General features: G+C 64.3%; 11 protein-coding genes. 10 read left to right on the top strand and 1 reads right to left on the bottom strand.

Annotated features, from left to right (window positions below; all coding sequences use genetic code 11):
- Positions 1-27: 27 nt before the first annotated feature.
- The 7 genes from mreC (at position 28) to tldD (ending at position 9,882) form a co-directional block, all read left to right on the top strand.
- Positions 28-1,044, top strand: coding sequence for a rod shape-determining protein MreC (mreC, locus tag FEM01_RS07810; protein WP_240791735.1), 1,017 nt, complete (start codon positions 28-30; stop codon positions 1,042-1,044).
- On the top strand, positions 1,045-1,533 hold the full coding sequence (mreD, locus tag FEM01_RS07805) for a rod shape-determining protein MreD (protein ID WP_138218856.1): 489 nt from the start codon (positions 1,045-1,047) through the stop codon (positions 1,531-1,533).
- Between the two features lie 32 nt (positions 1,534-1,565).
- The gene (locus FEM01_RS07800; RefSeq protein WP_138218855.1) at positions 1,566-2,165 is read left to right on the top strand and encodes a Maf family protein; all 600 of its coding nucleotides are present in this window, start codon (positions 1,566-1,568) and stop codon (positions 2,163-2,165) included.
- 54 nt (positions 2,166-2,219) lie between these two features.
- Positions 2,220-3,677: a ribonuclease G gene (gene rng, locus FEM01_RS07795; protein ID WP_138218854.1), complete on the top strand. Its 1,458-nt coding sequence runs from the start codon at positions 2,220-2,222 to the stop codon at positions 3,675-3,677.
- Positions 3,678-3,759: 82 nt separating this feature from the next.
- Positions 3,760-7,575, top strand: a complete 3,816-nt coding sequence (locus FEM01_RS07790; RefSeq protein ID WP_138218853.1) for a YhdP family protein — start codon at positions 3,760-3,762, stop codon at positions 7,573-7,575.
- Positions 7,576-7,588: 13 nt separating this feature from the next.
- Positions 7,589-8,440 (top strand): carbon-nitrogen hydrolase family protein, encoded by an 852-nt coding sequence (locus FEM01_RS07785; protein WP_138218852.1) that lies wholly within the window; start codon positions 7,589-7,591, stop codon positions 8,438-8,440.
- Between the two features lie 2 nt (positions 8,441-8,442).
- Positions 8,443-9,882 carry a metalloprotease TldD gene (gene tldD, locus FEM01_RS07780; protein WP_138218851.1) on the top strand — a complete coding sequence of 480 codons (1,440 nt, stop codon included), beginning with the start codon at positions 8,443-8,445 and terminating at the stop codon, positions 9,880-9,882.
- A 127-nt stretch (positions 9,883-10,009) separates the two neighbouring features.
- Here tldD and yjgA read toward each other — a convergent pair whose 3' ends face one another.
- Positions 10,010-10,531 (bottom strand): ribosome biogenesis factor YjgA, encoded by a 522-nt coding sequence (yjgA, locus tag FEM01_RS07775; RefSeq protein WP_138218850.1) that lies wholly within the window; start codon positions 10,529-10,531, stop codon positions 10,010-10,012.
- 109 nt (positions 10,532-10,640) lie between these two features.
- On the opposite strand from yjgA, the gene pmbA reads away from it, so the two are divergent.
- The 3 genes from pmbA (at position 10,641) to FEM01_RS07760 (ending at position 13,898) form a co-directional block, all read left to right on the top strand.
- Positions 10,641-11,987: a metalloprotease PmbA gene (pmbA, locus tag FEM01_RS07770; RefSeq protein ID WP_138218849.1), complete on the top strand. Its 1,347-nt coding sequence runs from the start codon at positions 10,641-10,643 to the stop codon at positions 11,985-11,987.
- A gap of 149 nt (positions 11,988-12,136) precedes the next feature.
- Positions 12,137-12,529, top strand: a complete 393-nt coding sequence (locus FEM01_RS07765) for a FagA protein (protein WP_138218848.1) — start codon at positions 12,137-12,139, stop codon at positions 12,527-12,529.
- Complete coding sequence (locus tag FEM01_RS07760) at positions 12,522-13,898, top strand: class II fumarate hydratase (RefSeq protein WP_138218847.1); 1,377 nt, start codon at positions 12,522-12,524, stop codon at positions 13,896-13,898. The genes FEM01_RS07765 and FEM01_RS07760 overlap by 8 nt, the downstream gene beginning before the upstream one ends.
- Positions 13,899-13,901: the final 3 nt, after the last annotated feature.

Raw genomic sequence — 13,901 nt, 5'->3', positions numbered from 1 at the left:
AAACCGCTTTTCTCCAAAGGCCCCTCGTTGGGCGTTCGCCTGCTGGTGCTGGTGGTGATGTCGATCGCGCTGATGGTGGTCGACTCGCGCTTCGACCTGCTCAAGCCGGTGCGCAGCCAGATGGGGCTGGTGTTGATGGAATCCTACTGGATCACCGACTTGCCCCAGCGCATGTGGCAGGGGGTCGCTGGCCAGTTCGGCAGCCGCACCGAGCTGATCGCCGAGAACGAGAAACTCAAGACCGAAGCCCTGCTGTTGCAGGGGCGCTTGCAGAAGCTGGCGGCCCTGACCGAGCAGAACGTGCGCCTGCGCGAGTTGCTCAACTCCTCGGCGCTGGTCAACGAGAAGGTCGAGGTGGCCGAACTGATCGGCGTCGACCCCAACCCCTTTACCCACCGCATCCTGATCAACAAGGGCGAGCGCGACGGCGTGTTCCTTGGCCAGCCGGTGCTCGATGCGCGCGGCCTGATGGGCCAGGTGGTCGAACTGATGCCGTATACCTCGCGGGTGCTGCTGCTCACCGACTCCACCCACAGTATCCCGGTACAGGTCAACCGCAACGGCCTGCGCGCCATCGCCAGTGGTACTGGCAATCCTGAACGCCTTGAATTGCGCCATGTGGCCGACACGGCTGACATCAAGGAAGGCGACCTGCTGGTCAGCTCCGGCATGGGCCAGCGTTTCCCGGCAGGTTACCCGGTGGCCACGGTCAATGAAGTGATCCACGATTCCGGGCAGCCGTTCGCCATCGTGCGCGCGATCCCGACGGCTGCGCTCAACCGCAGCCGCTACATGCTGCTGGTGTTCAGCGACCGGCGCACGCCTGAGGAGCGCGCCACCGAGGCCGCCATCGCCCAGGAAGAAGCCGACCGTCAGGGTGCCAGCCACGGCCAGGCGCCGACCAGCCCGGCACCTACGCCTGGCGCTGCTGGCGCGCAGCCTGCGCCGGCCACTGCACCTGCGAGCGTCCCGGCGCCTGCCGCACACGGTAGTTCCGCACCGGCGCAGCCGGCCGCCGCGCCAGCCCAACCCCGGAGACAATAAATGGCCAGCACCCGTAGCAGAAACGGCTGGGCCATCTGGCTGTCCTTCGCCATTGGCCTGTTGCTCAGTGTCTCGCCCATGCCGCAGTTCATGGAAGTGTTCCGTCCCATGTGGCTTGCCCTGCTGCTGGCCTTCTGGACTCTCGCGGTGCCGGGCAAGGTGGGCATGACCACCGCCTTCGTGCTGGGCCTGGCCGAGGACGTGCTGTATGGCACGCTGTTGGGGCAGAACGCCTTGATCCTGACCCTGATCACCTTCCTGGTGCTGTCGTTGCAGCAGCGCCTGCGCATGTTCCCGATGTGGCAGCAGAGCCTGGTGATCCTGGTGATCTTCGGCATTGCCCAACTGATCCAACTGTGGCTCAGTGCCCTGACTGGCAACCGCTTGCCCACGCTTGCGCTGGTCTGGTCGGCGGTGATCAGCGCCTTGCTCTGGCCCTGGGTGAGTTACGCCCTGCGCGGTCTGCGCGTGCGCCTGCACATTCATTGACGGCCCATCGCCAACGACAGGGAGATGTCCGCATGCCCCAGCTTTACCTGGCCTCCGGCTCGCCACGTCGGCGCGAACTGCTGACCCAGATCGGCGTGCCGTTCACTGTGGTCAGTGCCCCCATCGACGAAACCCCGCTGCCCGGCGAGGCGCCAACTGCGTATGTCGAGCGTCTGGCCCAGGCCAAGGCGGTCGCCGGCTTTGCCCATACCGATGGCGCTGGCGTGGTGCTAGGGGCGGACACCACGGTGGTGCTTGACGGTGTGATTCTTGGCAAGCCAGAAAACCGCGAGCAGGCCCTGGCCATGCTTGGCGATCTGTCCAAGCGTGAGCATCAGGTGCTCACTGCCGTGGCGCTGACCGACGGCCAGCGCAGTGTCAGTCGTTGCGTCAGTACCACGGTGCGTTTTCGCACCATCTCCTTCGAAGAAGCCTTGCGCTATTGGGACAGCGGCGAGCCTGTCGACAAGGCCGGTGGCTACGCCATCCAGGGCCTGGGCGCGGTATTCGTCAGTGCCATCGAGGGCAGCTACTCGGCGGTGGTCGGCCTGCCCTTGAGCGAGACCGCCGAAATGCTGGAGCAATTCGCCATTGCCGTCTGGCAGTCGCACGAGGACCCAGCAACGCGCTAGCCAGCGCCGCCACCGCGATCCATCATTACCCAAGACCTTTGACGAGAGCCTGCCATGAGTGAAGAGATTCTGATCAACATCACCCCGATGGAATCACGCGTGGCGGTGGTGGAGAACGGCGTCCTGCAGGAAGTGCACGTCGAGCGCACCCAGCGTCGCGGTATCGTCGGCAACATCTACAAGGGCAAGGTCGTGCGGGTGTTGCCGGGTATGCAGGCGGCATTCGTCGATATTGGCCTCGAACGCGCCGCGTTCATCCACGCCTCGGAGATCTCTCAACGCGAAGGCTCGGCGGTGGAGACCATCACCGCGCTGGTGCACGAGGGCCAAGCGCTGGTGGTGCAGGTGACCAAGGATCCTATCGGTACCAAGGGCGCGCGCCTGACCACCCAGCTGTCTATTCCGTCGCGTTACCTGGTGTACATGCCGCGTAGCAGCCATGTCGGCATTTCGCTGAAAATCGAAGAAGAAGCCGAGCGTGAACGCCTCAAGCAGGTCGTCACCGACTGCATGGCCAAGGAAGACATGAAGGATGCCGGCGGCTTCATCCTGCGCACGGCCGCCGAAGGTGCACGGGCCGAAGACATTCTTCAGGATATCCGCTACCTGCGCCGGCTGTGGGAGCAGATCGGCGCGCAGATCAAGACCTGTGGCGCGCCTACGCTGATCTACGAAGACCTGGGCCTTGCCCAGCGCACTTTGCGTGACCTGGTCAACCCGAAGATCGAGAAGATCCGCATCGATTCGCGGGAGAACTTCCAGAAGACCACGCAGTTCGTCGCCGAACTGATGCCGGAAATCGCTGACCGCCTCGAACACTACCCTGGCGAGCGACCGATCTTCGACCTGTATGGCGTCGAGGACGAAATTCAGCGCGCCTTGGAGCGTAAGGTGCCGCTCAAGTCCGGCGGTTACCTTGTGGTCGATCCCGCTGAAGCGATGACCACCATCGATGTCAATACCGGTGCCTTCGTCGGGCATCGCAACCTTGAAGAAACCATCTTCAAGACCAACCTCGAGGCGGCGACCGCCATTGCCCGGCAACTGCGCCTGCGCAACATCGGCGGGATCATCATCATCGACTTCATCGACATGGAAGACGAAGAGCATCAGCGCCAGGTGCTGCGCACCTTGGAAAAACAGCTCGAACGTGACCATGCCAAGACCAACATCATCGGCATCACCGAGTTGGGCCTGGTGCAGATGACCCGCAAGCGCACCCGCGAAAGCCTCGAGCAAGTCCTTTGCGAACCCTGCGCGGCGTGCCAGGGGCGCGGCAAGCTGAAGACCCCAGAGACTATTTGTTACGAAATCTTCCGCGAAATCCTCCGCGAAGCCCGCGCCTACCAGGCCGAAGGCTATCGTGTGCTGGCCAACCAGAAGGTGGTAGACCGGTTGCTTGACGAAGAGTCGGGTAATGTCGCCGAATTGGAAGCCTTCATCGGGCGAACTATCCGCTTTCAGGTCGAGTCCATGTACTCTCAGGAACAATATGATGTGGTGCTGCTCTGACGCTTGAGAAAAGCCGTTGCCCCAAGGACAGGCTGGCAAAGCGCTATTCACCGGCCATAGTTAAGGGACGACTTGGAGGGCCATGGCCATGGAACGTCTGATCCGCGTTCTGGGCGCCTTGACCCGCTGGGGGCTGGCAACGTGCGCCCTGCTGGCGGTGCTGGTGGCGCTGTATGTCAGTCTCGGCCGGCAACTGATACCCCTGGTCGCCGAATACCGTGCGGACGTTGAACTCAAGGCTGAACAGGCGTTGGGCCTGTCCGTGCACGTCGGGGCCCTGGAGGGGCGCTGGAGCGGGCTGGCCCCAGTGCTGCGAGTGCGCGACCTGCAACTGGGCGAAGGAGCCGATGCGCTACGCCTGGATGAGGTCAAGCTGGTGCCGGACCTGTGGGCCAGCCTCAAGGCCCGCGAGGTGCGCCTGGCGCGCATTCAACTGGGCGGCTTGCAATTGATTCTGCGCGAAGACGAGCAGGGCGCATGGGCCCTGGAGGGCCTGCCGCGCAAGGACGACAGCCCGATGGATCCAAGCGAGGCGCTGCAACGCCTGCGCCAATTGGGGCGTATTGATGTGTTCGACAGCCAGGTCACCTTGCACGCCTGGCAGCGTGATCCGTTGACCCTCACCTACGTCAGCCTCGGCTTGCAGGCTGGCGCCTCGCGCCAGAACCTCGATCTGCGCGCCACCTTGCCCGACGGCCAGCCGCTGGCGCTTAACCTGCGCAGTCGCGCCACGCCCAATGACTGGCGCGACGGCAGCGTGCAGGCCTACCTGAGCCTACCTCAGAGCGATTGGGCACGCTGGCTGCCACCGCGTCTACTGGGGGCGTGGCAGGCCGATACCCTACGCGCGGGTGGCGAGTTCTGGGTTGACTGGCGCAAGGGTCGCCTGGAACAGGCGGTGGTTCGTCTGAACGCCCCGCAACTCAAAGGCGCTTACGCGACACGCAAGGCGGTGACGTTGCAGGACCTGGCACTCAATGCCTGGTTCCAGCGGCGTGGCGAAGGTTTCGAGGTGGCCTTGGATTCGCTTGCCGCAAGCTTCGGCAAGGTCCGTTGGGAGTCGCACCTGCAACTGGCGCAGCGCCCAGGCGATACGCCGGCTGAGACGTCGTGGCTGATCCAGGCCGACCGCCTCGACCTGACGCCGCTGACGCCGCTGATCCATGCGCTGGCGCCGTTGCCGGACAAGCTGATGGGCGTGGTCGATGCCCTGAAGGTCACGGGCGGTCTGCGCAACGTACGCGTCGAGCTTCGGCCCGAAGCCGAAGGTGATCAGCGTGTGCAGTTCGCTGCCAACCTGGATAACGTCGGCTTCGACGCCTACCACGGTGCGCCGGCTGCCGGGAATGTCAGCGGTGCCATCAGCGGCGACTTGGGGCACGGTGAACTGCGCCTGGATAGCGACGCGTTCATGCTGCATCTGTACCCGATCTTCGGTAAACCCTGGCATTACCAGAAAGCCAATGCACGCCTGACCTGGACCCTCGACCAACAGACCTTCACGCTGGTCGCACCGTACATCAAGGTGTTGGGCGAGGAGGGCAAGATTGCCGCCGATTTCCTCATCCGTCTGCACCTGGAGCCAGGCCACGAGGACTACATGGACCTGCGTGTCGGCCTTACCGAGGGTGACGGTCGCTACACCGCCAAGTATTTGCCTGAGGTGCTCAGCCCGGCCTTGGACACGTGGTTGCGCAGCGCTATCGTCAAGGGCGATGTCGAGCAGGGATACTTCCAGTACCAGGGCTCGCTCAACCACGGTGCACCGCCCCACGCCCGCGACATCAGCCTGTATTTCAAGGTCCACGACGCGGCGTTGGACTTCCAGCCCGGCTGGCCGTTGGTGCAGCAAGTCGACGGCGAGGTGTTCATCGAGGACACCGGGGTGCGTGTCAATGCCAGTCGTGGTGTGCTGCTCGACACCCAGGTCAGCGATGTACGCGTCGCCATCCCGCATGTCGAGGCGGGCGAACATAGCCATCTGTTCCTCGACGCCGACTTCGACGGCAGCCTGGGCGATGGCCTGAAGATCCTCAAAGAGGCGCCGATCGGCACTGCCGAGACCTTCGCCAGCTGGGAAGGTGAGGGCCCGCTCAACGGCAAGGTCAAGCTGGACATCCCGCTGGCGCGCGGCGAGCGTCCCAAGATACTGGTGGACTTCGCCACCGAAGGGGCGACGCTCAAGGTCGCGCCACCGAGTCTTGAACTCAGCCAGCTCAAGGGCGATTTCAGCTTCGATTTCGACAAGGGTCTGAGCGCCAAGGGCGTTACCCTGCAGGCGTTTGGCAAGCCGGTCACCGCGCAGATCGCCGCCGAGGGCTCAGGCGGGCAGATCCAGAGCCGCATCAGCGCCAACGGTCAGGTGGCGGTCAAGGCACTGACTGACTGGTTGAAGGTCCAGCAGGCGCTACCGGTGTCGGGGGAAATCCCCTATCAGTTGCAACTCATTTTGGGCGGGCGTGATAGCCGGTTGACCGTCGATTCGTCGCTCAAGGGCGTGGTCGTCGATCTGCCGGCGCCGTTCGGCAAGGCCGGCGCCGACGCCCGTGACAGCCGTTTCAGCATGACCTTGCAAGGCCCCGAGCGGCGCATCGACGCAGGCTACGGCGCGCTTGCGCGCTTTGCCTATGCGGCCCCTGCCGACAAGCTCGGCCAGGGCCGTGGGGAGCTGATGCTGGGCAGCGACGAGCCTAGCCTGCCGAGCGGGCAGGGCCTGCGCGTGCGCGGTCGGCTCGATGTACTGGACCTTGCCCCCTGGCAGCAGCAGGTGGCGCGCTTGGCCGGTAACGACCCTGGCGGCAGTGCCCGGCAGAACCTGCAAAGCGTGGATCTAAGCATCGGCCAGCTCAAGGCATACAGTATCGAGCTTAACCAGGCTGTGGTGCGCCTGGCGCGCGGTGGCCCGGCCTGGGACCTGCGCCTGGACAGCAAGGAAGTGATCGGCAACGCGCACATCCCCGATGCCAAGGGCGCGGCCATGAGCATTCGCCTGCAAACCTTGCGTCTGCCACCGGCAGACCCTGCCCAAGGCACGGATGACAACGCCGCCGACCCGTTGGCTGATGTCGATCCGCGCAAAGTGCCAGCGCTGGACCTGAGCATCGACAAGCTGTTGCGCGGCGACGACCTGTACGGCAGGGTCGCGGTCAAGTTGCGCCAGACGCCACGCGGTCTGGCCCTGGATGATATCAACCTGAATCTCAAGGGCCTGCACATCGATGGCAGCGGCGGCTGGGAAGGCGAGGTGGGCAGGACCACGAGCTGGTACAAGGGCCGCCTGGACGGCAAGGACCTGGGGGATGTACTCAAGGCCTGGGGCTTCGCCCCCACCGTTACCAGCCGGGATTTCCGCATGGATGTCGACGGCCGCTGGCCGGGATCGCCAGCCTGGGTCAATCTCAACCGCTTCTCTGGCAACCTCGATGCGGCGCTGCGTTCGGGCCAGTTCGTCGAGGTTGAGGGCAGTGCCCAGGCCTTGCGCGTCTTCGGTTTGCTCAATTTCAACTCGATCGGACGGCGCCTGCGTCTGGACTTCAGCGACCTGTTCAGCAAAGGCCTGGCCTATGATCGGGTCAAGGGCCTGCTGGTGGCCAGCGAAGGGGTCTACGTGACCCGCGAGCCAATCACGGTTACGGGGCCTTCGAGCAACTTCGAGCTGGACGGCACCCTCGATTTCGTTCGCGACCGCATCGATGCCAACTTGTTGGTGACCTTGCCGGTCACCAACAACCTGCCCTTGGCGGCGTTGATCGTCGGCGCGCCGGCGGTCGGTGGTGCGCTGTTCCTGGTGGATCGTCTGATCGGTGACCGGGTGTCGCGCTTCGCCAGCGTGCACTATCGGGTCGAAGGGCCGGTCAAAGAGCCTAAAATCACTTTTGTGAAACCTTTCGACAAATAATCCCGGGGTGGCAATGACGTCAGCAGTGATCCAGATGGTCAGCCAGGACGCTATCCTGGCCAACCTGCAACGCGCCAGTGCCTTGCTTGAACAGGCCGCCGCGGGTGGTGCGCGCCTGGCGGTGCTGCCGGAGAACTTCGCGGCGATGGGCCGGCGTGATGCCGCGGCCATTGGCCGGGCCGAGGCGCTGGGCGAGGGGCCGATACTGCCGTGGTTGAAACGTACCGCCCGTGACCTCAAGTTATGGATTGTCGCCGGGACCTTGCCGTTGCCACCGCTCGGCCGGCCAGAGGCCAAGTCCCACGCCTGTTCGCTGTTGGTGGACGAGCATGGCGAGGTCGCCGCGCGCTACGACAAGCTGCACTTGTTCGATGTGGACGTGGCTGACAACCGTGGTCGCTATCGTGAGTCCGACGACTACGCCCACGGTAATCAGGTGGTGGTAGCCGATACGCCCGTGGGGCGAGTCGGTCTGTCGGTGTGTTATGACCTGCGTTTTCCTGAACTGTACAGCGCGCTGCGTGCAGCCGGCGCCGAACTGATCACTGCGCCGGCGGCCTTCACTGCGGTGACCGGGGCTGCGCACTGGGAGGTGCTGATTCGCGCGCGCGCCATCGAAACCCAGTGCTACTTGCTCGCCGCGGCCCAGGGTGGGTTGCACCCCGGCCCCCGTGAAACCCATGGCCAGGCGGCGATCGTCGACCCTTGGGGGCGGATCGTGGCCCAACAGGCGCGGGGCGAAGCGGTATTGCTTGCCACCCGCGACCGTGACGAACAAGCGTCCATCCGGGCGCGTATGCCGGTGGTCAGCCATCGGCGCTTTTTCTCGCAGGACGCCTTGCGGCCTGCACAGACCTCGGAGTGACTATGAGCCAGATGTTAACCACCGTCAGCGAGCAGCTCCTGGCCCCCGGTGGCCTTGGGTTGGAAAGCCTGCAGGCTGTGCTGGGCGAACTGGCAGGCCCCGGTATCGACGCCGCCGACCTGTATTTCCAGGGCCAAGTCTCGGAGACCTGGGCGCTGGAGGATGGCATTGTCAAGGAAGGCAGTTTCAACCTCGACCAAGGGGTGGGCGTGCGCGCCCAGTCTGGCGAGAAAACCGGTTTTGCCTACAGCAACGCAATCAACCTCGAAGCCCTGACCTCCGCCGCCCGCGCCGCTCGCTCGATCTCCCGTGCCGGCCAGCATGGCACCGTTCAGGCGTTCCGTAGTCAGGACGTGGTTGCCCTTTATGGGCAGGACAACCCGCTGGATGTGCTGACCCGCGCCGAGAAGGTCGAACTGCTCAAGCGCGTCGACAGCGCCACGCGCGCGCTGGACCCGCGTATCCAGCAGGTCAGCGTGAGCATGGCCGGGGTTTGGGAGCGCATTCTGGTCGCCGCTGCCGATGGCAGCCTGGCGGCCGATGTGCGCCCGCTGGTGCGCTTCAACGTCAGCGTGATCGTCGAGCAGAACGGCCGTCGCGAGCGCGGCGGGCAGGGCGGTGGCGGGCGTACCGACTACCGCTATTTCACCGAGGATCGGGTGATGGGCTATGCCCGCGAGGCGCTGCGCCAGGCGCTGGTCAACCTCGAGGCGATTCCGGCCCCGGCCGGTACGCTGCCGGTGGTGCTCGGCCCAGGTTGGTCCGGCGTGCTGCTGCACGAGGCGGTCGGCCACGGCCTGGAAGGCGATTTCAACCGCAAGGGCAGCTCGGCTTTCAGTGGCCGAATCGGTGAGCAGGTGGCCTCCAAGCTGTGCACCATCGTCGATGACGGCACCCTGGAAGGTCGCCGTGGCTCGCTGAGCGTGGACGACGAAGGCACGCCGACCGAGTGCACCACGCTGATCGAGAACGGCGTGCTCAAAGGCTACATGCAGGACAAGCTGAACGCGCGTCTGATGGGCATGGCGGTCACCGGCAACGGCCGGCGCGAATCCTATGCGCATTTGCCGATGCCGCGCATGACCAATACCTACATGCGTGCGGGCGACAGCGACCCGCAGGAGATCATCGCCTCGGTCAAGAAGGGGATCTACTGCGCCAACCTGGGCGGCGGCCAGGTGGATATCACCAGCGGTAAATTCGTGTTCTCCACCAGCGAGGCCTACCTGATCGAAGACGGCAAGATCACCGCACCGGTCAAGGGCGCGACGTTGATCGGCAATGGGCCGGAAGCGATGAGCCGGGTGTCGATGGTTGGCAACGACCTGGCGCTGGACAGCGGCGTGGGCACGTGTGGCAAGGATGGGCAGTCGGTGCCGGTGGGCGTGGGCCAGCCGACGCTCAAGCTGGATGCGATTACCGTCGGTGGGACGGGGGCTTGAGTGCGATGGGGACCGCTTTGCGGTCCTTTCCGGCAGGTCCGGCGTGCCGGCAAGGCCGCTCCTACAGGTGTGCATGATCCCTGTAGGGGCGGCTGCATGCCGCCGCGATGGCCTGACTGCGATGGCTTCAGCGCAAGCCGCGCTGGGCCTCGTCGAGATCGCGAATGTACTTGAACACTTTGCGCGCAGCGGCTGGCGGCTTGTTCCGCGCTTTTTCATGCTGGGCATGGCGGATCAGCGAGCGCAGGTGCTGGCGGTCGGTCTCGGGGAACTCGTTGACGAAACGTTCGAGGTCCTCGTCGTTACCGTCGATCAAGCGGTCGCGCCAGCGTTCCAGGTTATGGAAGCGCTCGTTGTACTGGCGGCTGGAGCTGTCGATCTGCTCGAGCACGGCATGAATGGCGTCCAGGTCCTGCACGCGCATCAGCTTGCCGACGAACGACATGTGGCGTTTGCGGGCACCATGGGCAGTATGCCGAGAGGCCTCGTCCAGCGCCTTGCGCAGTTCGTCGGTCAGCGGCAGGCGGGCAAGGGTGTCGGCCTTGAGGGTAGTCAGGCGTTCACCGAGTTCGACCAGCGCATGCAGCTCGCGCTTGATCTGGGTTTTGCTTTTTTCGCCATCGAAGGCGTCGTCGTAAGAATCAACCATGGGGGCAGTCCGCAGGAAATCGCCGCCATGATAACCAGTCGGGGGCCGCTTGTCCGGCCCGGTCGTAGAATGACCCAAGCCGTACGCAGAATTTTCAGTGGAGAGAACCATGAGTGCAGTCCAGAGCGTAGGCCCCAAGGACCTGCCGGCGTTGCAGGAACAGGTCGAAGCGATCGTCGCCGAGGCGCGCCGTCAAGGCGCCAGTGCCTGCGAAGTGGCGGTATCGCTGGAGCAGGGCCTGTCCACTTCGGTGCGTCAGCGTGAAGTCGAGACGGTCGAGTTCAATCGCGACCAGGGCTTTGGCATCACCCTCTACGTTGGCCAGCGCAAGGGCTCGGCGAGCACCTCGGCCAGCGGCCCGGAGGCCATCCGTGAAACCGTCGCGGCCGCCTTGGCGATCGCCAAGCACACCTCCGAGGACGATTGTTCCGGCCTGGCCGACGCGGCGTTGATGGCCCGCGAGTTTCCCGATCTCGACCTGTACCACGATTGGGACATCGAGCCTGAGAAGGCCATCGAGATGGCGCTGTCCTGCGAGGCGGCGGCGTTCGACGCCGATCCGCGCATCCTCAACGCCGATGGAACCACCCTCAACACCCACCAGGGCGTGCGTGTGTATGGCAACAGCCATGGCTTTATCGGGGGCTATGCCTCTACCCGGCATAGCCTGAGCTGCGTGATGATCGCCGAAGGCGATGGGCAGATGCAGCGCGACTACTGGTACGACGTCAACCGCCAGGGCCCACTGCTGGCCGACCCGCGCAGCATCGGCCAGCGCGCCGCCCAGCGCGCCGCGAGCCGTCTGGGCGCGCGTCCGGTGCCGACCTGCGAGGTGCCAGTGCTGTTCTCTGCCGAGCTTGCCGGTGGGTTGTTCGGCAGCTTCCTGTCGGCGATTTCTGGCGGCAACCTGTACCGCAAGTCGTCGTTCCTCGAGGGCACCCTCGGCCAGCGCCTGTTCCCCAGCTGGCTGACCCTCGATGAGCGCCCGCACATTCCACGTGCGCTGGGCAGTGCCTCCTTCGACGGCGACGGCCTGGCCACTTATGCCAAGCCGTTCGTCGACAAAGGCGAGCTGGTTTCCTACATCCTCGGCACCTACTCGGGGCGCAAGCTGGGGCTGCCGAGTACCGCCAACGCCGGTGGCGTGCACAACCTGTTCGTCACTCATGGCGTCGAAGATCAGGCGGCGCTGATCCGCCGCATGGGCCGTGGCCTGCTGGTTACCGAGCTGATGGGGCATGGGCTCAACATGGTCACCGGAGATTACTCGCGAGGAGCCGCAGGCTTCTGGATCGAGAACGGTGAGATTCAGCACGCCGTCCAGGAAGTGACTATCGCCGGCAATATGAAAGACATGTTCCAGCAGATTGTCGCCATCGGCAGCGATATCGAAACGCGTAGCAACATCCATAGCGGTTCGGTACTGATCGAACGCATGATGGTGGCAGGCAGCTGATACGGCCTGCGCCGACGCCAATCTTTTACCTCGCACAGAAAACCCGGCCATCGCGCCGGGTTTTTTGTTTGTCGCCTTAGGCTTGAAGTGATTCTATTTATCAATTAATAATGAATATCATTATCTAGCAGCGCGGCGATCGATCGTTCATGAAATCCGTCCTCCACGAACTGCCCTACCTGGAAAATTGGCGTTGGCTGAGCCGTCGCATTCGTTGCGCACTCGAACCCGACGAGCCGCGCCTGATCGAGCACTACCTGGCCGAAGGCCGTTACCTGGTGTGCTGCACCGAGACCTCGCCATGGACGGTGGCGCTGACGTCATTCCGTCTGCTGCTCGATACCGCCTGCGACCGCATGCTGCCCTGGCACTGGCGCTGCCTGTGCCTGGATCAGGCCTGGCGCCCGCTGTTGGACCTGCGCAATCTCGATCGCCGGGAGCACAACCAGCGCTGGCAACCCTATGCCATGCAGCTCGCCAACTGCGTGCTGCTGCCGTCGATTTCTTCCGATGAACTGATGCAAGGATTTGAAGATGAGTGAGACCCGTATCGAGCGTGACAGCATGGGTGAACTGCAAGTGCCGGCCCAGGCCTTGTACGGCGCCCAGACCCAGCGCGCGGTCGACAACTTCCCGGTCAGCGGCAAGCCCATGCCGGTCCAGTTCATTCGCGCCCTGTTGCTGGCCAAGGCCGCAGCCGCCAAGACCAACGTTGCGCTGGAGCAGATCAGCGCCGGGCAGGGCGATGCGATCGTCAAGGCGGTGGAGCAATTGCTTGGCGAAGACTTCATCCAGCACTTTCCTGTGGATGTGTTCCAGACAGGCTCCGGCACCAGTTCGAACATGAACGCCAACGAGGTTATCGCGACCCTGGCCAGCCGCGTGCTGGGCGAGCCGATCAACCCCAACGACCACGTCAACTGTGGTCAGAGCAGCAACGACATCATTCCCACCAGCGTCCATGTCAGCGCGGCCCTGGCCTTGCACGAGCAACTGCTGCCGGCGCTGGGTCATCTGGTCGAGGTGATCGATGCCAAGGCTGTCGAAGTGCATCAGTACATCAAGACCGGCCGTACCCACCTGATGGACGCCATGCCGGTGCGCATGAGCCAGGTGCTTGGTGGCTGGGCGGCGCAGATCAGGGCTGCCCGTGCGCATCTCGAAGCCACCTTGCCGGCCTTGCAGGCACTGGCCCAGGGCGGCACCGCCGTGGGCACCGGTATCAACGCCCATCCCCAGTTCGCCGCAGGTTTCGCGCGTGAGCTGAGCAGCCTGACCCTCATCGAGTTCACCCCAGGCCAGAACCTGTTCGCCCTGATCGGCTCCCAGGACACCGCCGTAGCGCTGTCTGGCCAACTCAAGACCACCGCCGTGGCACTGATGAAGATCGCCAACGACCTGCGCTGGATGAACTCCGGCCCGCTGGCTGGTCTGGGTGAGATCGAGTTGCAAGGTTTGCAGCCGGGTTCCTCGATCATGCCGGGCAAGGTCAACCCGGTGATCCCGGAGGCCGCCGCCATGGTTGCCGCGCAGGTGATCGGCAACGATGCAACCATCGCCGTGGCCGGGCAGTCGGGCAATTTCGAGCTGAACGTAATGCTGCCGGTGATCGCGCGCAATCTGCTGGAAAGCATCGAGCTGATGGCCAATGTCAGCCGCCTGCTGGCCGACAAGGCCATCGCCACCTTCAAGGTCAACGAAGCCAAGCTCAAGCAAGCGCTGTCGCGCAATCCGATTCTGGTTACCGCGCTGAACCCGATCATCGGCTACCTCAAGGCAGCGGAAATCGCCAAGACCGCTTACCAGCAAGAACGTCCGATCATCGACGTGGCGCTGGAGCACACCGACCTGTCCCGTGACCAGCTCGAAACCCTGCTGGACCCGGAAAAACTCACCGCCGGCGGCATCTGAGCC

Source organism: Pseudomonas mosselii, from assembly GCF_005796105.1.
GTDB classification, from domain to species: domain Bacteria; phylum Pseudomonadota; class Gammaproteobacteria; order Pseudomonadales; family Pseudomonadaceae; genus Aquipseudomonas; species Aquipseudomonas mosselii_C.
This window is presented reverse-complemented; position numbering and strand designations above follow the sequence as displayed.